Source organism: Spongiibacter thalassae, assembly GCF_012272835.1.
In the GTDB taxonomy this organism is placed as follows: domain Bacteria; phylum Pseudomonadota; class Gammaproteobacteria; order Pseudomonadales; family Spongiibacteraceae; genus Spongiibacter; species Spongiibacter thalassae.
In genome coordinates, this window is the sequence record NZ_JAAWWK010000001.1 from 658,115 (window position 1) to 679,934 (window position 21,820).

General features: G+C 57.5%; 17 protein-coding genes and 1 pseudogene. 15 read left to right on the plus strand and 3 right to left on the minus strand.

The genetic code is table 11. From position 1 onward, the window contains the following. Positions 1 to 2: 2 nt before the first annotated feature. The 7 genes from HCU74_RS02785 to HCU74_RS02815 all read left to right on the plus strand — a co-directional run bounded on the left by HCU74_RS02785 (position 3) and on the right by HCU74_RS02815 (position 7,176). A complete protein-coding gene (locus HCU74_RS02785; RefSeq protein WP_168448863.1) occupies positions 3 to 1,073 on the plus strand; it encodes an acyl-CoA dehydrogenase family protein in 1,071 nt (356 codons plus the stop codon). Continuing rightward, the gene (locus tag HCU74_RS02790; protein WP_168448864.1) at positions 1,070 to 2,251 is read left to right on the plus strand and encodes an acyl-CoA dehydrogenase family protein; all 1,182 of its coding nucleotides are present in this window, start codon (positions 1,070 to 1,072) and stop codon (positions 2,249 to 2,251) included. Before HCU74_RS02785 ends, HCU74_RS02790 begins: the two co-directional genes overlap by 4 nt. A gap of 43 nt (positions 2,252 to 2,294) precedes the next feature. Beyond that, positions 2,295 to 3,524, plus strand: coding sequence for a CaiB/BaiF CoA transferase family protein (locus HCU74_RS02795; protein ID WP_168448865.1), 1,230 nt, complete (start codon positions 2,295 to 2,297; stop codon positions 3,522 to 3,524). Beyond that, complete coding sequence (locus tag HCU74_RS02800; protein ID WP_168448866.1) at positions 3,521 to 4,675, plus strand: acyl-CoA dehydrogenase family protein; 1,155 nt, start codon at positions 3,521 to 3,523, stop codon at positions 4,673 to 4,675. Before HCU74_RS02795 ends, HCU74_RS02800 begins: the two co-directional genes overlap by 4 nt. Positions 4,676 to 4,699: 24 nt before the next feature. After that, positions 4,700 to 5,722 (plus strand): acyl-CoA dehydrogenase family protein, encoded by a 1,023-nt coding sequence (locus HCU74_RS02805; RefSeq protein ID WP_168448867.1) that lies wholly within the window; start codon positions 4,700 to 4,702, stop codon positions 5,720 to 5,722. 153 nt (positions 5,723 to 5,875) lie between these two features. Then, on the plus strand, positions 5,876 to 6,682 hold the full coding sequence (locus HCU74_RS02810; RefSeq protein ID WP_168448868.1) for an enoyl-CoA hydratase: 807 nt from the start codon (positions 5,876 to 5,878) through the stop codon (positions 6,680 to 6,682). 26 nt (positions 6,683 to 6,708) lie between these two features. Then, positions 6,709 to 7,176: a nuclear transport factor 2 family protein gene (locus HCU74_RS02815; RefSeq protein WP_168448869.1), complete on the plus strand. Its 468-nt coding sequence runs from the start codon at positions 6,709 to 6,711 to the stop codon at positions 7,174 to 7,176. A 70-nt stretch (positions 7,177 to 7,246) separates the two neighbouring features. Here the strand turns inward: HCU74_RS02815 and HCU74_RS02820 are convergent, their stop codons facing one another. Further along, on the minus strand, positions 7,247 to 9,445 hold the full coding sequence (locus HCU74_RS02820) for a TonB-dependent receptor (RefSeq protein ID WP_168448870.1): 2,199 nt from the start codon (positions 9,443 to 9,445) through the stop codon (positions 7,247 to 7,249). A gap of 249 nt (positions 9,446 to 9,694) precedes the next feature. Between HCU74_RS02820 and HCU74_RS02825 the strand changes: the two genes are divergently transcribed. Continuing rightward, positions 9,695 to 11,227 (plus strand): acyl-CoA synthetase, encoded by a 1,533-nt coding sequence (locus tag HCU74_RS02825; protein WP_168448871.1) that lies wholly within the window; start codon positions 9,695 to 9,697, stop codon positions 11,225 to 11,227. An 88-nt stretch (positions 11,228 to 11,315) separates the two neighbouring features. Next, positions 11,316 to 13,121 (plus strand): CocE/NonD family hydrolase, encoded by a 1,806-nt coding sequence (locus HCU74_RS02830; protein ID WP_168448872.1) that lies wholly within the window; start codon positions 11,316 to 11,318, stop codon positions 13,119 to 13,121. Here the strand turns inward: HCU74_RS02830 and HCU74_RS02835 are convergent, their stop codons facing one another. Together HCU74_RS02835 and HCU74_RS02840 are read right to left on the minus strand one after the other, a co-directional pair. Beyond that, positions 13,122 to 14,633, minus strand: coding sequence for a class I adenylate-forming enzyme family protein (locus tag HCU74_RS02835; protein ID WP_168448873.1), 1,512 nt, complete (start codon positions 14,631 to 14,633; stop codon positions 13,122 to 13,124). Between the two features lie 135 nt (positions 14,634 to 14,768). Continuing rightward, positions 14,769 to 14,921 (minus strand): hypothetical protein, encoded by a 153-nt coding sequence (locus HCU74_RS02840; RefSeq protein ID WP_168448874.1) that lies wholly within the window; start codon positions 14,919 to 14,921, stop codon positions 14,769 to 14,771. 245 nt (positions 14,922 to 15,166) lie between these two features. Between HCU74_RS02840 and HCU74_RS02845 the strand changes: the two genes are divergently transcribed. The 6 genes and pseudogenes from HCU74_RS02845 (at position 15,167) to rrtA (ending at position 21,771) form a co-directional block, all read left to right on the plus strand. Further along, on the plus strand, positions 15,167 to 15,982 hold the full coding sequence (locus HCU74_RS02845) for an SDR family NAD(P)-dependent oxidoreductase (protein ID WP_168448875.1): 816 nt from the start codon (positions 15,167 to 15,169) through the stop codon (positions 15,980 to 15,982). A gap of 307 nt (positions 15,983 to 16,289) precedes the next feature. Next, positions 16,290 to 17,048, plus strand: a pseudogene (locus tag HCU74_RS02850) (MaoC/PaaZ C-terminal domain-containing protein); the annotation flags it as partial. A gap of 182 nt (positions 17,049 to 17,230) precedes the next feature. Then, positions 17,231 to 19,531 carry an acyl-CoA dehydrogenase family protein gene (locus HCU74_RS20255; protein WP_168448877.1) on the plus strand — a complete coding sequence of 767 codons (2,301 nt, stop codon included), beginning with the start codon at positions 17,231 to 17,233 and terminating at the stop codon, positions 19,529 to 19,531. Further along, the gene (locus tag HCU74_RS02860) at positions 19,531 to 20,721 is read left to right on the plus strand and encodes a thiolase family protein (RefSeq protein ID WP_168448878.1); all 1,191 of its coding nucleotides are present in this window, start codon (positions 19,531 to 19,533) and stop codon (positions 20,719 to 20,721) included. Before HCU74_RS20255 ends, HCU74_RS02860 begins: the two co-directional genes overlap by 1 nt. Before the next feature lie 77 nt (positions 20,722 to 20,798). Next, positions 20,799 to 21,248, plus strand: coding sequence for a Zn-ribbon domain-containing OB-fold protein (locus tag HCU74_RS02865; protein ID WP_210425079.1), 450 nt, complete (start codon positions 20,799 to 20,801; stop codon positions 21,246 to 21,248). Further along, the gene (gene rrtA, locus HCU74_RS02870; protein WP_168448879.1) at positions 21,199 to 21,771 is read left to right on the plus strand and encodes a rhombosortase; all 573 of its coding nucleotides are present in this window, start codon (positions 21,199 to 21,201) and stop codon (positions 21,769 to 21,771) included. The genes HCU74_RS02865 and rrtA overlap by 50 nt, the downstream gene beginning before the upstream one ends. Positions 21,772 to 21,820: the final 49 nt, after the last annotated feature.

Below are 21,820 nucleotides of genomic sequence, written 5' to 3' on the forward strand. Positions count from 1 at the left end.
CTATGCAGGAAATGGATGAATTTGTCGCGATGCTTCGCGACAGTGCGGAGGGTTTTCTGGCTGATTACCAGTCTTCCGCCGATGCCAAAACCGAGATTGCGGTGGCGCGACCACTTAATGCCGCCACCTGGGCGTCGATCGCAGAGCTCGGCTGGCTGGGGTTGTTATTGCCTGAGTCATTAGGGGGGCTGGCGCTGCCAATCTCCGCTGCGGCAGAGCTGGCAGAAATGATGGGGCGCTATCGCTTCCCTGTTCCCTATATCGAGGCGGCGATCATGCCGGGGCAGATATTGGCCGAAGCCGGAAATGAGGTCTTGGCCGCGGATCTGGTCAGCGGTGAGGCTCTGTTCTGCCTGGCGTGGCAAGACCAGCCCGGCAGTGATGAGGCGTTTGCGGCGTGCTCGGTCAATGGCGGTCGTATCTCCGGCAGCAAGGTATTTGTTGCAGCCTGTGAGCAGGGCAGTCGCTTGCTGGTGTGTGCCAATGATAGTGGAACACCGGTAATTGGTTTGGTTGACGGGGCAGTCGAGGATCTGGTGGTGCAGCGCGTTGCAACGGCCTCGGGCAGTTTCTGCAAGGTGCAGTTCAACGACCTTCCCTTTGAGCCTCTGCTTTCCGGCGAGGCAGCACAGCGCGCTCTCGCGTCGGCGTTAAGTGCCGGGCGTTTGTTAAGCAGTGCCTTTCTTACCGGTTTGTCGCGGTCCTGTCTGCAAGAGACAGTGGACTATCTGAACCAGAGGGAGCAGTTTGGCCGCAAGCTGTCAGGTTTCCAGAGTGTGTCCCACCGCTGTGTCGATATGCATATTCATATTGAACTGGCCGACGCCGTCTGGCGCGCCGCCGCCGAGTCCAGCGACGAGGCTACTCTGGCTGCAGCCAAGGCGCGGGCCAGTGACGTTGCACAAAATGTGTGTCGTCAGGCTGTTCAGCTACACGGGGCAATGGGTTTTACTGAGGAGTGTTCGGTGGGAGAGTTTTTGCGCCTGGCGCTGCAATACGGAAACTGGCTGGGCAGTGCCAAAGCCATGCGCCGCCGCTTCCAATCTTCGACGGGTGTGGAGGTGCAGTCATGAGCGATGCAGCAATCAATCGCGACGCAATGGGCGACGAGGAATTTCGCGCCGCATTCAGGGCGTTTTTGGCGGAGCACTATCCCGCGGAATTAAAGCAGGACTTTCATCGTCCCTTCCGTCGCTTGCGCGGTGAGCAGGCCAATAGCTGGATGCGCACCCTGCAGGCGCATGGCTGGCGCGCCCCGGCGTGGCCCCGTGAGGCGGGTGGTATGGGATTGTCCTTCCGCAAGCAGCTGATTTATCACGAGGAGTTGGAGCACGCCGGAGTCGCCCGCATTATCGACCTGGGCGAAACCCAGCTCGGGCCGACCCTGATCAAAATGGGCAGCAAGGAACAGTGCGAGCACTACCTGCCGCGTATTCTCAACTGTGAGCACGTGTGGTGCCAGGGCTATTCGGAGCCCAACGCCGGTTCTGATCTGGCGAGTTTGAAAACCAGCGCGGTGTTGGACGGCGACGAGTTTGTCGTCAATGGCCAGAAAATCTGGACCACCCATGCCAATGACTCCACCCATATTTTCACCCTGGTACGCACCGGTAAATATGAGAAAAAGCAGCAGGGCATCAGCTTTTTGCTGATCGATCTCGACACTCCGGGCATCACCATTCGTCCGATTATCAACCTGGCCGGCGAAGACGAATTCTGTGAAGTGTTCTTCGACAATGTGCGGGTGCCAAAGAGCAGTCTGGTCGGTGAGCTGGATCAGGGTTGGGCAGTGGCCAAGGCCCTGCTGGGCTACGAAAGGGTATGGATCGGTAGCCCGGCACTGGCGGGCAAGGCCCTTGAGTTGGGGCAGTACCTGGTAGGCCAGCTCGGCCTGGAACAGGATCGCGGAGTGATGGATCAGTTGGCACAGTTGCAGGCTGATCTGCACGACTATCGCCTGCTTTACTCTCGCGTCTGTGACGCCATTGCCGACAGTGGCAAAGCGCCGGGGCCAGAGGTGTCTATGCTCAAGGTCTACGCCTCGGAGCTGCTGCACCGCCTGAGCGAATTCAATGTGGAAATCAGCGCTGAATACGGCGCTGTGGTCGGCGATGTATCGTTGGAAGGGGCTGAATCCGAACTCGACCTCTACTGGCAGCTGATGATGGCGCGCCCGGTGACGATATTTGCCGGGGCCAACGAAATTCAGCGGGATATTCTCGCCAAAACCGTTCTGGGCCTGAAGGCCTGATCTCGCTGTCGGCGCGGGCCGTCGGCAGCAAAGGAGTATGGAAATGAATAATACAGGCGCACTTGCTGGTATTCGTGTACTTGATATGACTCGCGTTGTTGCTGGCCCCTACGCCGGACAAATTCTGGGCGACCTCGGGGCCGAGGTGGTCAAGGTAGAGCGCAAGGGTGAGGGAGACGACTGTCGCCGTGTTGGGCCGCCGTGGATGGATACCGAACTTGGCCGTCAGGGCCAGGACTCGACCTACTACCAGTCGGTAAATCGCAACAAACACTCTATCTCGGTAGACTTTGCCACCGAGGCCGGTGCCGAGCTGATTCGTAAATTGGCGGCCAATGCGGACATTCTGGTGGAAAATTATCGTACCGGCACATTGGCTCGATACGGTCTGGGCTATGAGCAGCTAAAGGAGATCAACCCCAAGCTGATCTACTGTTCAGTCACCGGCTTTGGGCAAACCGGCCCCTATGCGGGACGCTCCGGTTACGACTATCTGGTGCAGGCGATGTCTGGCCTGATGTCGGTCACCGGCCACCACGACGGTGAGCCCGGTGACGGCCCCATGCGTGTCGGCGTCCCCATTGCCGACATCAGTGCTGGCCTCTACGCGACCATCTCAGTACTGGCGGCGCTCAATCATCGCAATGTTACCGGCCAGGGTCAGTTCATTGACGTCTCGCTGTTTGACTCCCAGTTGTCGGCCATGCTCAATACCTTCTCTGCCTGGTTCAATGCCGGTACGGCGCTGGGCCGCACCGGCAACGATCACCCGAGTGCGGCCCCCTACGGCGTATTCCCGGTCGATGACGGCTACATTCTGATCGCGACCTTCAACGACCGTGAATTTGTGCGGCTTGCCGGCGTACTGGGTCACCCGGAATGGGCCGAGGATGCGCGTTTTTGCAGCATGGGTGCACGGGTGGCCAATCGCGAAGAACTCAAAGCGCTGGTGACCGAGGCACTCAAGGGTAAAGGCAAGGCGGAGTGGGTTGAGACCCTGAACGCCGGTCAGGTCTCCTGCGGCGGAATTAACGAAATGGCCGATCTGGAAAAAGATCCCCAGGTATTGGCCCGCGAGCTGATTGTCAGCCAACAGCATCCCCAGGGTGGCACCATTCGCAGTGCCGCTAGCCCGATGCGTTTCTCGGCGTCTCCGGTGACCTACCGGCTTGCACCGCCGCAATTGGGTGAGCACAACCGCGAAATCCTCAGCTCGTGGCTGGGCTTGAGCGACGCTCAGGTAGAGGCCCTGAAAGAGAAGGGGGCAATATGAGCACAGCCTATCGGTTCTCTCCCTACGAGCTTCCCCCGGAAGCAGAGGCGTTGCGCGCCGAAGTGAGGGAGTTTGTGCAACAGGAATCGCGCAGTTGGAACGGCTGGCAAGTCGCCCATTCCTGGACGGGCTTTGATCGTGAGTTAAGCCGCAAGCTCGGCGAACGCGGCTGGATCGGCATGACCTGGCCAAAGGCCTACGGCGGCCACGAGCGCAGTGCTATGGAACGCTATGTTGTGCTGGAGGAATTATTGGCGGCGGGGGCGCCGGTGGGTGCCCATTGGGTAGCTGATCGTCAGAGCGGCCCGTTGATTCTGCGGCTGGGCAGTGAAGCCCAAAAGGCGAAATATCTGCCCGCGATCTGTCGCGGTGAGGCTGCGTTTTGTATTGGTCTGTCGGAGCCGGATGCGGGTTCGGATCTCGCCTCCCTGCGTTCCAAGGCCGAACGGGTGGACGGTGGCTGGTGCTTGAATGGTCGCAAGGTGTGGACCACCTATGCCCAGGACTGCGATGTGATGATTGGTCTGTTCCGCACCGGTTTTGGCGAGGAGCACGGCAAGCACAAGGGACTGTCGCAGTTTCTGATCGATCTGAAAACACCCGGCATTGAAATTAATCCAATCAAGGATCTGACCGGGGAATCCCACTTCAATGAAATCGTCTTTGACAATGTCATGCTCGGCGAAGATGCGTTGATGGGTGTTGAAAATGGCGGTTGGGCCCAGGCCAACGCGGAGCTGGCCTTTGAGCGCAGTGGCCCCGACCGCTATTTGAGTTCTTTTCCCCTGTTGCCGCTGGCTCTGGAAAAACTGGGGCAGAGCGTTGATGACCCCTCGATCGCCCGTGACATTGGTGCAATGGTGGCGGAGCTGACGGTACTGCGGCAAATGTCCCTGTCGATTCAGGCGCAACTGGAAAACGGCGAAACTCCTCTTCAGGAGGCGGCAATTACCAAGCTGCTGGGCACCGGCCTTGAACAGCGTATGCCAGGCTTGATTGCCGATATTGTCGACGCGCAGCCGCTGCGTCGGTCCGGCGACAAACTTTCCGAGGCGTTGGCCTATCTGATACAGGTGGAGCCGAGCTTTTCCCTGCGCGGTGGCACGAATGAAATTATGAAAATGATTATTGGCCGGGGCATGGGGCTCTAAGGGATTCCGCGACAGGACATAGAAATGAGCGAATTGAATATTGCAGAACTGCTGGCTGACCAGCTTGATAAGCTGCTCTCCGCCGAAGTCGGCGCAGAGAGCCTGGCCGCGCTGGAAGAGGGTGTCGGCACGTTGTCACTGTGGCAGCAGGTAGAGGAAATGGGTATCGCCGACGTGATGCGCAGCGGTGCCGATGATGCCGGGCTGGGATGGCAGGATTGCGCTGAGTTGTTCCGGGTGTTGGGTCGCCACGCCGCACCTCTGCCGTTGGCCGAGACGCTGATCGGTCGCGGCTTGCTCAGCAGCGTTGGTATGACCGTCCCGGACGGCCCGCTGGCGCTGATTGAAGATGTGCTAACACTGGATGCCAATGGCGTGTTACAGGGTCGTGTAGACATGATGACCTGGGCACCCTGGGCCAGCCACTGGGTGGGCGTGGCGGAACAGTCGGGTGAATCCCGTTTGTTTTGTGTTGCCCGTGGCGAGGGTGAGGCAGTGACCACCCTGGAGCGGGCACCGACCCTGTCAGTGGATTTGACGGGAGTGCAGGCCCTGGCTGTGGCGCCGATTGCCGATGCGACATTGATGAGGAGCCAGTTTGCGCTGGCCCGGGCACTGATGATTAGCGGTGCCTGCGACAAGGTGGTTGAGCTGGCGGTGGAGTATGCCAATACTCGCAAACAGTTCGGCAAACCCATTGGTAAATTTCAGGCCCTGCAACACCAGTTGGCCGAAGCCAGCTGCCGCGCTGCGGCGACGGAAATGGCGGCGAAATACGCTTGCCGGAAACTGGATTTGGGTGAACACAGCAGCGGTGCGGCGGTTGCGAAATACACTGCCGGTGTTGCCGCCAAGGAAGTCAGCCGCATTGCCCACCAGGTGTTTGGCGCCATCGGTATTACCGACGAACATGAGTTGCACTATTTTACCCGCCGCCTGTGGCAGTGGCGGGTCGACGGGGGCAGTGAACGCTACTGGTCCGAGCAGCTCGGTTCGAGGGTATTGCAAGCCGGAGCCGCCCAGCTCTGGTCGTCGCTGACCGCGTGAATGTTGGCATTGAATTGCCTGTGCAGCGAGTCTGTGCTAACGTTAAAAACTAATAGATAGTTAGTTGCTGGGGTGGCGAATCAGTGCTGCCCCCAGCCCATCAGCAGCGGGCTTTGACCAAGGTGTGTCGGCCCCGAGTCTACGGAGAAAACCATGGAATATAACGATATTACCTACGAAAAAACCGGCGCCGTATTGCGTGTGTGCCACAACCGTCCAGACAAGGGGAATGCCCAGTCCACACGCCTGTTGGCAGAGCTGGATGATGCGCTGGCCCGGGCCAAGGCCGACAGCGAAGTTCACGTGGTGATTATCGGTGGCCAGGGCAAACACTTTTCCGCCGGCCACGACTTGGCCGATGGTATGAAACTGCGCGGTGATTACACTGTGGAGCAACACTGGCACTGGGAGCAGGAGCACTTTCTGGGCAATGCCATGCGTATCTGGGATTTGCCCAAGCCAACCATCGCCGAGGTGAGCGGCGCCTGTATCGCCGGTGGCTTTATGGTGGCCAACTCCTGCGATATCGTTATTGCCAGTGACGACGCCTATTTCTCGGATCCCGTGCTGCACTCTATGGGCGCTGCTGCGGTAGAAGCCCTGCTGCACCCCTGGGTGCTGAATACCCGCAAGGCCAAGGAATTGTTGTTTACCGGCGGTAAGATCAGCGCCGAGGAAGGCAAGGAGTGGGGCATGGTCAACCATGTGGTTCCCCGCGCTGACCTCGAAGATTTCACCATGAAAATGGCCCAGCAAATTGCCAAGGCGCCGCCCCATGCTACAGCAATGCTGAAGCGCTCCCTGAACCGCACCGCAGACATTCAGGGTTACCGCAACTCCCTGAATGCCCACTTTGACACCCATACCGTGAGTTCTTCGACCAAGGAGTTTTGGGATATCGTGAATCAGGGTGTGGCGGCAATGGTCGCCGGTGGCAAGAACTCGGGTTCCGACAAGTAATATCGCCGAGTGGGGGAGTGCAAGCTGTGCCTGGAAGTATTGAGCGCAGTGTCGCCGCCGAAGCGATACGCACCACCCTCGCTCGTTATTGTCGCTATGTTGATAGCGGTAACAGCGACGCCCTGTCGCAGTTGTTTTATGCAAACAGCGAATACCGGCCGATGGCTGGGCGCGATAGCTATCGTGGCCCCGTCGGGGTCAGGCAGTTCTTCGTTGATCTGAAAGCGGAGTTTATTGCCGCGATGAAGGCGGGTGGTCCTGTGCCACCCCGCTTGAAACACCATCTTTCCCTGCCTGATATCGAGTTTATCTCCGACACTGAGGCCTCGGTGGAGACCCGCTTTGCGGTGTATTCAACGATTGGCCTGGACCATACCGGCTACTATCTCGATCAGCTGTCACCGGCTGAGGCTGGAGATTGGCGCTTCACTTATCGGGAAATTTGTCTGGATTGGGTGAACCCTGAGTCGGCACTGAATGCCCTGTTAGCTTGAGTGGCATTGGACGCTGGACGGGAGGCGGGAGACACTAATCCGTCTTCCACCTCCAGTTGAATCTCTCCCACTAAAAGCGATAGTCGATTTCCATTCCATACTGGCGGGGTGCACCCGCTGAGGCGTGAACCCGCTCGGTGCTGTCCCCCGCGGCAAAGAGATAGTACTCGGTACTTTCGATATTTTTCACAAACAGCTTCAATGACAGGTTAGGGCCGTTGAGTCCCCAAAAAGCATTGCTGAACCCGTAGGCGTCCTGTACGTCGGCGGGGCCGTCGAAGGGACGCAGGGTAACGTCCGCGCTTCGGAAGTGTTCCAGCCGAAAGCGCATTTCGTCAAAGGTTTGCAGGCTGAGGGGCCAGCGATAGTCGGCGGCAATGTTTATGGTGTAGTCGGGGGCGCGGGTCAGTTCTTCGCCACTGAGATCCTGTTCTCCGGCGTCGGGATTGGTTGAGTCATCGTCGGAAAATTTTTCGTAGTAGGCGTCCATCACCGAAATATTACTGCTGAGGGTAAGGGAATGGGTAACTAGGAACTGGGCTTCGATTTCGCCGCCGGTAATTCTGGCGCCCTCTGCATTGATAATGTCGCCGCGCAGGCCGTTAAGTTTCAGGGTCTGGAAATTTTTATACTGGCTGTCGTAGATCGACGCGTTGGCGATGATACGGCGGTCAAGCCAAGTGCTGCGAATCCCCAATTCCAGTGATACCACTTCCTCCGGGTCGTAGGTGTCGCCGCAGGAGGTGAAGTTACTACCGCCGGATTTATAGCCAACACTGCGGCTGCCATAGACCGAGAAACTGTCGCTGAACTCGTAGCGCAGGCCGATTTTTGGTGTGACTTCACTGGCCTCGGTTTTTAACTCCAGATTCTCACAGCTTTCCAGGGTGTCAGGCACCGTAGGTATTGGTATGCCATCGCTGGTGGTAAAGGTAATGTTTTGCAGGGCGACCTTTTCGTCGTGCAACGCGCGTACACCGAGGTTCAGTTCGGCGCGATCGGTAATGGCGTAGGTGATGTCGCTGAAGACCGCAATGGCCTCGATATCCTCGACGGTTCTGGGACGCACGGATATGCCCGCACCACCACCGGCCTGGGGGACATCGGCGGGTAAGTAGGGGCTGAATTGTTCTTCAAAGTAGTACAGGCCAACCAACCATTGCAGTGAGTCGGTGTCGCCTGACAGGTTCAATTCATGACCAAAGGATTCCGAGCTGTCGTGGCGACCGGGAATATAGTAAATGTCGTTGGCAGTATAGTCAGCGTCGAAAAACTCGGTGCGGAAGTGATCCTGGTAACCGCCGATATAACTCAGCTCCGCCAATTCCCAGCTCCAGGTTAGCTTGGTACTGACATTAACAGTGCGGCGCTCGCCGTCGGGATGGTAATTCAGTTTTCGTTCCCAGGGTTCGCCGGTGATTGAGTCATCGGGCTCTGAGGTATCGGTGGGAAGGAAAAACAGGCCGGTGGATTCCGCCTCGGGGTTTGGCGACACCCGATTCACCGCATTGGAGCTCATCCCTGCGCCGTTGTCGTAGCGGTAGAGATAGGACAGGTCGGCGCTGAATATGCCATCAGTCGCGTAACTAAAGGCGAGCCTGCCGCCCCAGCCGTTGGACTCATTGGAGTCCCGGTTGCCGGGTTGCTCCTTGATATAGCCGTCAGTGATGTCGCCCTCCAGCACCATGCGGGCGCGAAAATGTTCGCTGATCGGGCCTGACAGTTTCACGACAGCGGCGTGGGTGTCGTTGTTTGCCGCGCGGTAAAGGGTGCTGGCTTCAAACTCCTCGCTGGGTTTGTTCAATATAAAGTTAATCACACCGCCGCTGGAGTTGCGGCCATAGAGTGTGCCTTGGGGGCCGCGCAATAATTCGACCCTGGCCAGGTCGGAAAAGCCAATAGGCCCGATTGACGGACGCGGTTGGTAGACGCCATCGATATGAAGGGCGACGCCGGGTTCTGTAGCGCCGGAGAACACATTGGTGCCGATGCCGCGCATGCTGATCAGCACGGCGCCGCCGGTGTTGCTGATGTTCAGTCCCGGCACTGAGCTTTGCAGATCTTCGACGCTGGTCTGGGCGCGGAAGGACATATCCTCTCCGCTGACCGCGCTAACTGACATCAGAGCGTCCTGCAGGCTGCCGCTGCGTTTTTGGGCAGTGACCAGTACCTCTTCGATCATCAGGGGTGCGTCATCCTGGGCGAGCACGGCGGCGCTTCCCTGAGATAGCACAACGGCAAGCGTGGTGTATCGTGCGATATGCGACATGATATATCCCTATAAAAATGTAAAGTTGTTAGTTTTTTTGTATTGGTAGTGATGCTATGAATATACGGTATAACGTGTGTTGAGATGTCGAGCTTTAATAGTTATTGTATTTGTTGTTCGGCATTATGTAGTATGGATAACAATATTTAAAATGACAAGTAGTCAGTTCAAGGTTCGGGCGTTCGGTAAACATCCCGCTCGACCGTTTTACAGCAATATCGAGTCAACATTTTAACAAAGGAGTGTCATATGCATCCCAGTGTTCACGCACAGGAGCGCCCGGACGCCGCTGCGGTCATTATGGCGGGAAGTGGTGAGAAAACGACCTACGCGCAATTGGAGCAGCGCTCTAATCAGGGAGCGCAGCTGTTTCGGCAACTGGGTTTGCAGCCTGGAGCGGGCATTGCGATCTGGATGAAAAATTGCCCTATGTTTCTGGAGATTTGCTGGGCGGCGCAGCGTTCGGGCCTGTACTTTACGCCGATTTCCACCCACCTGACCCTTGAGGAAGCGGCTTATATCATCAAGGACAGCGGCGCCACCCTGTTGGTGGCGACCCCCGGTTTGTCGGGTGTTGATGAACTGGTGAAGCAGGGCGTCGATAAGGTGCTCGGTGACGGTTTTCATTTTTACCTCGACCGTCCCCAGGGGGATTTACCCTGTTGGCCGCAGACGATAGCAGACCAATCCGCCGAGCGCATTGCCGATGAAACCGCGGGCCAGTACATGGTGTATTCCTCTGGCACCACAGGTAAACCAAAGGGTGTACAGCTGCCCTTGAGCGGTGCGTCGGCCGATCAACCACTGCCCTTTGTCGCCATGCAGCGTGAGCAGTACGGCGTGTCCGAAAACAGTGTTTACCTGTCGCCGGCACCGCTTTACCACGCGGCTCCCCTGGTATTCAGTATGACTGTGCAGAGTATCGGCGGCTGCGTGGTGATCTGCGAAAAATTTGAACCGGTAGCGCTGTTGGAGGCGGTCGCCCGGTTTAAGGTAAGCCATATGCAAATGGTACCGACAATGTTTGTGCGCCTGCTGAAATTGCCCGAGGAACAGCGCCGCGGTTTTGATTGTTCCAGTCTGGAGTGTGTCATTCATGCGGCGGCGCCCTGTCCGGTGCCGATCAAGCATCAGATGATCGACTGGTGGGGGCCGATTCTGTATGAATACTACGGCGGTTCAGAGGGCAATGGCGCGACCTATATCACCTCGGAAGAATGGCTGAAAAAGCCCGGTTCAGTGGGGCGGGCACAGTGGGGCACCTTGCATATCTGTGACGATGACGGCGAGCCACTACCCGCCGGACAGCAGGGTACGGTCTATTTTGAAGGCGGTTTCGACTTCAAGTACAAAAACGATGAAGCCAAAACCCGGGATGCCCGCAATCCCAAGCACCCGAGCTGGTCTACGCTGGGGGATATCGGTTACCTCGACGACGAGGGCTATCTGTTCCTGACGGACCGCAAGAGCTTCATGATTATCTCCGGCGGGGTCAATATTTATCCCCAGGAGATTGAAAATGTCCTCACCGTTCACCCCAAGGTGATGGATGTCGCAGTATTCGGCGTGCCCAATGCCGAATTCGGTGAAGAGGTTAAGGCGGTGGTGCAGCCGGTGGACTGGAACGATGCCGGAGACGCCTTGGCCGAGGAGTTGATGACGTACTGCCGGGAGAAGCTGTCGGCGGTGAAGTGCCCGCGTTCAGTAGACTTTGATCCGGCGTTGCCGCGTATGGACAATGGCAAACTCTACAAAAAGGCGCTGAGGGACCGCTACTGGTAAGGGAGTAAAACTGGGAGGCCCTTGCTGGCAAAGTGTTGTATGACGGCCAAGGGCCACCCCTACAAACGGATATTGCGGGGACATAATAATGATAGTCAGCAGGGTTCGGTTATTTCGTCATGCGCGCGGGGCACTTTTCGCGCTACTGGTTCTTCTTTCTGCCTGCGGAGGCAATAGCAATAGTCCGGCAGGGCCGTCGTCGTCGCCCACACCACCGGCGGGTGGTGGCGGTGAAGAAACCTTTACCACGGTACTTGAGTGCGACACCAAAATCACCATGCGTGATGGCACGGTGTTGTCCGCAAATATCAGCCGACCCGACGTGCCAGGGCAATTTCCCACTCTGCTGACGACAACGCCCTATGGCAAAGATGTGGTGGAGGGGGGCGGCGGCGCGGCAACGGCCACGAGTCCTCCCGATTCCAGTGCCGGATGTCTGAACCCGGGTTCGCCGGAAACCATTGGTCTGGCTGAGTTTGGCTATGTGGTAATCAGTGTCGATTGGCGAGGCACCGGCAAGAGCGGGGCAGGGGATTGGTATACCGAGACCTGGCAAAGCGATCACGAGGATATCCTTGATTGGGTTCAGCAACAGGCGTGGTCAAATTCGCAGGTTGGGGTGACTGGCTGTTCCAATCTGGGTGGCTCGACCATTGTTGCGGCTACGGCGGATCAGGTTCGCATGGCCGAGGGTAAGCCTCGAGCGGTTTACGCGGCGTGGGCCGAGAGCTTTTTCCCCGATGTGTATCGTGCGGTGGTGGGTGCCGGCGGTGCCAGTACCTCCCCTGCGGCCTATGCCATTGTCGGGCTTATCGGAGCTTCATCGGCGGGGGCTGATCCGCAAAACCCCAGCCCCCAGCCCAATCAACCCATTTATTCGAAACTGGCCGAAACCACCGCAGGCACATCCTCTTACGACGGATTTTGGGAGGTGATTAATTTTGTGCCCAGGGCTGCGGAAATTGATATACCAGTGGCGATGACGGCGGCGACAGACGACCTGTGGCAGCTGTCGTTGACCTCCTTTGACTATGCGCAGCGCTTGAAGAACTCGCCCCATGCTTCGTTTTTTATTTCTCCTGGAAGCCATTGCGCCCAAGGGGGCTGGGAGAAGTACCGCTATGCGGGTCGCGATAACGAGTCCAAGCGCAGTCTGGTCAAGGCCTGGTTCGACCACTGGTTAAAGGGGCGCGACAACGGCATTGCCGAGTTGCCACGATTTAATGTCTTCCCCGAAGGCGCTGAGGGGTGGGCGGTGCAGGCTAACAGCATACCTGCGGAACAAACCGAGTTCAGGCCTTACTATCTCGTTAATCGCGACGGCAGTGGCGAATTGAGCGAGCAGCCTTCCATTGACGAGAGCACACTCAGCTTAACCTGTCTGCCCTGCACTGCCAGCACTCCGGAGCCCTCTCTGGTGTTCGATACGCCGGTGCTGGATGAGCCCTTGACACTTGCCGGGTCGATCAGCGCTTATCTCACGGTGTCGGTCGACAGGCCTGATTTTGCTCTGTCGGCGGTACTGTACTTTGTGGGCGAGGACGGTGTAGAGAATTTGATCAGCGATGCGCAATTGCGCGGACGTGAGCGCGCGTTGGATATTGAGGGAAGTCTGTACGACAGCGAAGGGGCGCTGTTGCACCCGCGCCATCTGTTGACTGAGGAAGCAAGGCAAGTTGTCGAGGGCATCTATCGCTACCCCCTCAGCTTTATGCCTGCCGCCCATCGCGTGCCTGCGGGGAGTTTTTTGCGTCTGCGGGTGGCCTTTCACGACACCAAATATGTGGTGCCGGCTGACCTTCAGGCCTCGATGCCGGGCACGACGATGACCGTGCACCTTGGCGGGGTAGAGGCGTCGGCGATTACCCTGCCGGTGATACCTGGCCTGGAATAATCAACGGCTGCGCTCTATCAGCTGTTGTAACTCTACAAGGCTGATTTTATAGCTGGCCGTGCGGGGCAGGGTGTCCACATAGATAAATTGGCTGGGGATTTCCGGCGCACTGAGATGGTGACGCAGGAAGTCGGTCAGCTCGGTATCATCCGGCTTCTGGTCGGGAGACTTGGCAACCACCACTGCGACGGGTATCTGACCAAGGCGTGGGTCGTCCACGCCGATCACCGCCGCGTCGGTGAGGTCAGGGTGAAGACGAATCTGCTCGGCGATGAGCAATGGCGATAATTTGAAGCCCCCGCGGAAAATGGTTTCTTCCAGCCGGCCCTCGAACCACATAAAGCCGTCGCGATCTATGCGCGCCTGATCCGAGGTGGCTATCCACTCGGGGCCAACACGGTCAACTTTGGCCTCCAGTCGGCCAACGTGGTCAGGTGGTAATACCTCTCCGCTATCCGGGTCGGTGATCCGCAGCGCTACGCCGGGTAGAGCGCGACCACAGCTGCCCATTTTTGTCGCGGAATACGCTTGAAGGTCGGCCATAGTCCAGGTGGTTATCACTCCGCAAAACTCACTGGCGCCGTAACTGAGGTTTACCGGAATACCCAGCTCGTTCTGAAAGTAAGCCTGTACTTTTTTGTCCAGTGGTGCCGCGCCGGTGCGAATTACTTTGATGCTGCGGAATTTCTCTGCAGGGAGCTGGCGCTGGTAAAGGCTGGCCAGGGCCGCAGGGGGCACATCGGCGGTGGCAGGCTGAAATCGTTCCACCAGCGCCAACCAGTCATCCAGCTGAAATTTATCCAGAATCGCCAATGGCATCGCCATTGCGAGTGCCGGTGTCGTCGCATACACCCCGCTGATATTGCTCAACGGCAATACCGAAATAATCGGTGTACGTGCGCCGCTGTTCATCTGTGACACCGATTGCACCGCCGCATTGGTGCTCGCTGCGAGATTGCGGCGGCTGAGTTGAATGCGCTTGGGCGCGCCTGTGGTGCCACTGCTCAGTGTTTCGATAGCGGCAGCGGTGTCGTCATCACAGTAGGGCTGTGCTGTGCTGGCAGGATCACTGGGCTGAGTACGCACCTCGATATCGTTGCTGCCAATGGCAATGCCGAGGCAATTCAGCGCCTGGGCAGCGGCGGTTAATTCCTCGTTCCAGTCCTGTTCGTCGGCGAGCACCACGGTAAATCCCGCCTGTTGAATGTCCTTGATAATTTTTGCGGTGGATTGGTAGCCGTGGATCATCGATGCGCAACGATCAGTTATCAGCAGTGACCACAAACAGCTGATATGCATCGGCCGGTTGCGGGCGACGAAAGCGACCTGACCCTGATAGCCCAGCTGCTGCTCGCTGAGGACTCGATCCAGTCGGGCCACGACGGTCTTCACGGTTTGCCAGGGATACTCCCGGTTGTTGAAGTAAAAAGCGGTATCGACATCGCTGCACTGACTGAGGCTGGTAAAAAGCTGCTTTGCCAATGATGACTGGGGGAGTTGTGAGAGCTTCATAGTGGTCTGTACTCGGTGTTAACGGACACAGCAAGTGCCAGTGCCGGGTGTAGTTGGTCTGCTGGCAGAGCTGCTGTAGCAGTTCCGCATCCATGATTGCAGGGGTTTTTATAGTTTTAAGTGAGTATATGTCAGTTAATGTGTGGTGGCAAAGCGTCGCTCTTCGGCGCCGTAGGTGCCGTCTGTCAGCTGACGACGGAGGGTTAGCCGGTCGTCGTGGTTGAGTCGCTGCGGCGCTGCATGTGTATTCGTGTAGTGGCCGGTGTTGCTGATTTTCCTTTCAGCCATTGATGCGTGGCTTGTTGTTTGTGTTAGCCGGTATCCGCGAGGTGTTAGCTGTCCTGCTGTTCTCGGCTGCGATGTGCATTGTCGTTGGTCCAATTTGTTCTCCAATAACTTACTTTTCGTAATTTATTGGGCTATTCTCAGGGGCGTCGGCGTTGAGCAGATCTGCTCGATGAATAGATCAATAACAAAATGCCGCCTCAAGTTATACAGCTGTATAGTTTCGGGGTGGCTGGCGGAGGGTTGAAATGGATATTAGCGGTAAGGTTTATGTCGTAACCGGTGCAGGTAGCGGTATTGGGCGGGGGTTGGCCCATGAATTGTTAAAGCGCGGCGCAGAGGTCGCTTTAGTGGATATGAACGGTGCCGCACTGCGTGAGACCCTTAAACTGTTTCCAGGTGAGGCCTCTGATCGTTGCTCCCTTCATGTCGTGGATGTCACCGATCGGCAGGGTGTTGCGGCGCTGCCAGAGCAGGTCATTGCCCATCATGCTCGTGTCGATGGCTTAATTAACAATGCGGGCATAATTCAGCAGTTTCACTCCGTCTCGGATCTTTCTCAGGCGGATATTGATCGTGTGCTGAATGTGAATTTCCTGGGTACGGTCAATGTTACCAGGGCCTTCTTGCCAGCATTGATGGCGCGGGAGCAAGCCTACATCGCAAATGTTTCCAGTATGGGGGCGTTCGCTCCAGTGCCGGGGCAAACCCTCTACGGTGCAGCCAAGGCGGCGGTAAAAATGTTTACCGAGGGCCTGCGTTCAGAACTGGCGGATACGGGGGTGGTGGTATCGGTGGTTTTTCCCGGTGCGATTGAAACTGGAATCGTCAAAAACTCAGGGGCAGAAAAAACCCAGCCGGTGTCTTCGGCAAACGTATCTTTCAAGATGTTGCCCGCCGCCGAAGCCGCGCGGCAAATCGTCGATGGGATTGCCAAAAACAAATACCGGATTCTCGTCGGCAGGGATGCGTTTATGCTCGACCTGGTGTCCCGAATCAGTCCCGCCGCGGCGGCACGGCTCATTATTCGGCAGCTGAAGCAGCTTACGCCGGCCTCCGGCTAACGGAAAACAGTCGTTCCACTCATGACAACTCGTTAGTTTGGTTTTTGATAACATAAGCGGGGCTGATCGGCCCTGATTTTTATCGTTTATAGAAGTCTTGCACGCTCGTTAATCAGCTCCGTAGTTGAACAGTAGCTGAATACATGTTAGTTTTTGTTCTGGTTAGGATGCTGCTGTTACGACAGGGTTTAAAGCACAGTTAATTATCGCGGTGCGTTTTCACCTTCGGCACAGGCCGCCTTCGCTCATTTCCGGCGGCGGTGCAGCAACCTTGGTTGAATTCTTTAACTTGCGTGGAGTAAACGGCGTGGCGTTCGAATACGAGAAAATCAAAAACTGGCCAATTCCTGAGGGTTATCAGGAATACTCGGCGAATGACTGCATTTTGTATGCCCTCGCTGTGGGTGCCGGCGCCGGTGATCCCGCCGCCGATCTGGATCTGATCTACGAAAAGCAGCTTAAAGTGTTGCCGACGATGGCGGTGACCATGGCATCACAGGGTACGATGTGGGTTGCTGATCCCGCTACCGGCATCAATCTGAGCAAGCTCCTCCACGGCGAGCAGTACCTGACAATTCACAAGCCCTTTCCGACCTCGGCCAAGGTCAAGAGCCGCAGCTATGTGGAAGAAATTTACGATAAAGGTGTGGAAAAAGGCTCGGTGATGATGCTCGCGAGAGAAATCAGCGACGCTGACAGTGGCGAGCTTCTCGCGACCTGTACCTCTGCGGTATTTCTGCGCGGCAACGGTGGCTGCGGTGGGCCGAGCACCGGACAGCCCAAGCCCCAGCCGATTCCCGAGCGCGCTCCCGATGTGGTGATCGACGCCATTAGTCGTGAGGAGCAGGCCGCATTGTATCGTCTGACCGGAGATAATAACCCCCTGCACATCGACCCGAAATTTGCGGCGATGGGCGGTTTCCCCAAACCGATCCTGCATGGCCTTTGCACCTACGGTTTTGCCGCGCGTGCGGTGATCTCTGCGGTATGTGACGGCGACCCGTCGCGTCTGCGCAAGTTTAACCTGCGTTTTGCCAACCCGGTTTTCCCAGGCGAAACCCTGCGCACCGAAATTTGGAAAGAGTCCGATGGCAGCGCTGCCTTCCGCACATTTGTGGTAGAGCGCGAACTGCTGGTGCTTAACAATGGCTATGCTGAATTTGCTGCCGCTGAATAGTAGGTAGCGGCTTCGGCATCCAGCCGATTTCAGCGAAGTGTAGTAACAGAGACAAGTCAGGCGGCAAATACGTGATTGCAATTAACGAAGATCTACAGGCAATACAGGATCAGGCGGCGCGCTTTCTGAGTGAGCGCGCAGAACCTGAGCATCTCAAGGCATTGCTGGACAAGCCAGCGTCCTTCGATAGCGACAGTTGGCGCAGTGTGGCCGAGTTGGGTTGGCCGATGCTCGCTGTTGACGAGGAGCGCGGTGGCCTTGGTCTGGGCGCCCGGGGGTTGGCCATTCTGGCCCAGGAAATGGGGCGCACGACATTGTCGCTGCCGCTGCTGCCGGTGTACCAACTGGCCTGCGTGTTGGGACAAGTTGAGGTTAGCGAGAGTGTCGGCCAAATGTTTGAACAGGTGTTGGCCGGTAGCGCTATTGCCTGCTTCGTTAACGGTGGCGAGCTGTCGCTGTCCGAAGGGAAGCTGACCGGAAGCACCACCGCGACACCCTTTGCGGCGGTGGCCCAGTATGGGCTTGTGCGTGCACAACAGGATCAGCAGTCGGTATTACTGCTGGTGGATTTGCAGCAGGAAGGCGTCAGCCGTGAAGCGGTGCCGGCTATAGATCAGGCCCGTGCACAGGCGACACTGGGCTTTGCCGGTGTGGATGCGGCGGTTTTGGCCACTGATGGCAGTGACGGCCTGTACGACGATTGCCTGTTGATTGCTGCGCTGGTCACTTCATTTGAGCAGTCCTCCGGGGCCGAGGCCGCCATGTTGCTGGCCCGTGACTATGCCCTTGAGCGCAAGGTGTTTGGTCAAACCCTGGGGGCCTTGCAGGCGATCAAGCACAAGATTGCCGATATGTATTGGCGTATTGAACTGGCCAGAGGCTGTGCCGACGATGCGCTGCTGGCCTTTGAGGCCGGTGATGACAGCTGGCGGGAATTGGCCGCGGCCTCGCGGGTCGCGGCTATTGAAGCCTATGAATTCAGCGCCAGGGAAAGTATGCAAACCTTTGGTGGCCTGGGCTCTACCTGGGAGGGAATGCCCCAGCACCACTACCGGCGCTCGCGGGTTCTCGCCCTGGAGCTGGGTAGTCGTCTGGAATGGCGGGAGCGCTTCTTTGCCTGTCGTCGCAGCGATGCCGGGGAGCGGGAACCGATTGAAGCCCTGCCCGAATTGAAGGAATACCGGCAGCGGGCACGCCAGTGGCTGGCGGAGAATGCTCCGGCCTTTTCCGGCGAGGTACGCAAGGGTCTCAGCTTTGCAGAAGACCTCGAGTTGGGCCGCAAGTGGCAGGCAAAAAAGGCCGAGGGCGGCTACGCTTGCATAAACCTGCCCGCAGAGTATGGCGGTGCCGGCCTGACTGAATTGCACAAAATTGTATTCGGTGAGGAGGAGCTGAAATACCTGCTGCCCACGGAATACTTTGTGATCAGCACCGCACAGCTGATGGCAATCTTCCTGCGTTATGCGCCGGAGGAAGCGCGCCGGGAACTGGGGCCGAAAGCCATTCGCGGCGAGCAGATATGGTGTCAGATGTTCTCCGAGCCGGGAGCTGGCTCAGACCTCGCAGCGGTGCGTTTGAAGGCGGAGCGCCACGTGAAAGACGGCGTGGAAGGTTGGTTGTTGAACGGCCAAAAACTGTGGACCAGTTGGGCGCAGGTCGCGGACTGGGGTTTTATTGTCGCGCGGACGAACAGCGACGGCCCCAAACATGCGGGTATTACCTGTTTCTATGCCGATATGCACAGCCCAGGCATCAGCGTACGTCCGATTCGTCGTATGGCTGGTCACGATGATGTGAATGAAGTGTTCTTCGACAATGTCTTTGTGCCAGATAGCCAGCGATTGGGCGACGAGGGCCGGGGTTTTGCCGTGGCCATGGAAATGCTGATGATCGAACGCGTTGCAGGTGTCTACGACGAAAGCATTGGTGGAATGTCGCTGAATAGCCTGTTCCGGCATGCAGAACAAAGTGAGTTGGCGGGCCGGCCGGCGATCGCCGACGGCGAAATCCGCGCCACACTGCTGGAGGCGTATATCGAGCGACAGGGGCTGCGCTCGATCTATCGTCGCGGCATGGCCGCTGTCGGTCACGGTAAAGAGCCCGGGCCAGAGGCGGGTATTCGCAAGCTGATTATGGGCCGTGCCCGTCAACGCCTTGGCGCGCTGGCACTTGACCTGATCGGACCCGACGGCGTGTATATGGATCCACAGGGCGATTTTCGCACCGACTTTGCCTGGTCGTGGATCGACCCCGCCGGTCGAATTGCCGGCGGCACCGATGAGGTGTTGCTGAACACCATTGCGGAGCGGGTGCTGGGTATGCCCCAGGACTACCGTCCTGATAAAAATAAACCCTTTAAAGAGCTGAGCTGATGAGTAACCCCTATTCTGAAAAACAGTGTGTGATTTCCGGTGTTGGCCAGTCTGAAATTGGACGCCGTCTGCCTCGCAGTGGATTGCAGTTGACCGTTGATGCGGTCAAAAAGGCCCTGGATGATGCCGGTTTGAAACGGGAAGACATCGACGGCGTATCGAGTTGGCCGGGACAAATGCAGAATTCGGCTCCGGGTTTTTCACCGGTGTCTATCACCGACCTGCGCGAAGCCATGGACCTCAAACTGAGCTGGTATAACGCCGGCATCGAATCCACCCAAATGTCGGCGATTATCAATGCCTGCATGGCGGTGGCCAGTGGCCAGGCCCGGCATGTCATCTGCTTTCGCACCATGACCGAGGCCAGCTCTATGGCCAAAGGAACCCGCTCCAGTGTGCAGGGCACCGGCAGTCAACGCATCAGTGGCCCCTTCCAGTGGCAGCTCCCCTTTGGCGCTTTTTCCGCCAGCAGCTGGGCGGCCCTGATCGCCTCACGTTATATGCACGAGTTTGGCGCCAGCCGGGAGCAGTTGGCGCAGATTGCACTCAACGCACGCCGCAACGCACAACTTAACGAGCGGGCGGTGTATCGCGACCCCCTGTCGATGGAGGACTACCTGTCGGCACGGATGATCTCCGACCCCCTTTGCCTGTTTGACTGCGATGTACCCATCGACGGCTCTACCGTACTGATCATTTCCCACAAGGATTGTGCGCCAGACCTCAAGGCAACGCCAATTCATATCGAGTCGGTAGCCGGGCCACTGTATGGTCGGGATAGCTGGGATCAGCAGGACGACCTCACTCGCTTTTGCGCCGAAGATGCCGGAAAAATGCTGTGGTCGCGTACCGATTTTTCGCCGAAGGATGTGGATTTCGCTGAGCTGTACGACGGCTTCAGCTTTCTGACGCTGTTGTGGCTGGAAGGGCTGGGCTTCTGTGGTCGCGGCGAGGCAGCCGCCTTTGTCGAAGGTGGTCAGCGTATTGCACGGGATGGCGAACTGCCCCTGGCGACCCATGGTGGCCAGCTTTCGGCAGGGCGCACCCACGGTTTGGGTTACTTCCACGAGGCGGTAAAACAATTGCGCGGCGAAGCGGGTAGTCACCAGCTTGCCGGTGACCGCAAGCTCGCTGTGGTTAGTAACGGCGGCGGTAATCTTGCCGGTGCAGCGTTGCTGCGTAAAGACTGATCGTATTCGGCGGTTGCAATTCCAGGGCCGCTACAAAGGCAAATAGCATGATTCAGCCAAACGGTGGATGAATAACAATGGCAGATACAAAAGAAACAGGCTCGGCGCAAACTGCCGCTGAGGAAAAAACCATGGGTCCGGTTCCTGAGCTGGACGAATTAAACGAATTTTTCTGGACCTCAGGTGCCGACGGCAAACTGCGTATGCAGTACTGCGATGATTGCCAGTACTGGCAGCACCCGCCCAGTGTGTGCTGCCGTAAATGCCTGGGCGAGGGCATTGCCCCCAGGGAATTGTCCGGTGAAGGCACCGTCGCCGCCGTCACCATCAACCGTATGCCGTGGATGCCGGGCCTGAAAGTACCCTATGTTCTGGTCATTGTTGAACTGGACGAACAACCCGGCCTGCGCCTGACCTCGGCCATGCCCAGTGTCGATCCCGAACAGGTCGCCATCGGCGACCGGGTAAAGGTATGGTTTGAACAGCGAGAAGACGTGTGGATGCCATTTTTCGCGCCGCTCGCGTAATACGATTGGACAGGGCCTTTGTCAGGCCCTTTCTGCCAACATGACCTGCCAGGTGAGCAACAAGCGATTATTCGCACCGCTGGCAATTCTTGCATTGCTCATCTTCCTTCAACTATTTCACTCCTGTTATTCAGATTTATCCTATATCCGCTCCGCTATTCACGAGGGGCAGGTGTGGCGAATGCTCACTGGCCAGTGGGTGCACAGCAATGGCTACCACCTGCTCGGTAGCGCCGTGCTAATGCTGTTGCTCAACAGCTTCGACGAAAGCCACTTAATGCACAGACTGCCGGCCTTGATGTTGCTGTCCTGCATGATTAGTGTCGGGATCTATATCTTCTACCCGGGCCTCGAACACTACCTGGGACTGTCTGGCGTGCTTCATGGCTACGCTCTCATCCTGCTTTGCGAGAACCTGTCAACGTCGTTCAAACTCGTCTGTATTGGCATTTTTGTGTTAATAGCGAAGCTGTGGGCGGAACAGCTCGGTGTATACCCGCATCAAAGCACCGCGCTTGATTGAAGTGCGAGTCGCTACCGAAGCGCATTTGCTGGGCGGGTGTGCAGGGGCT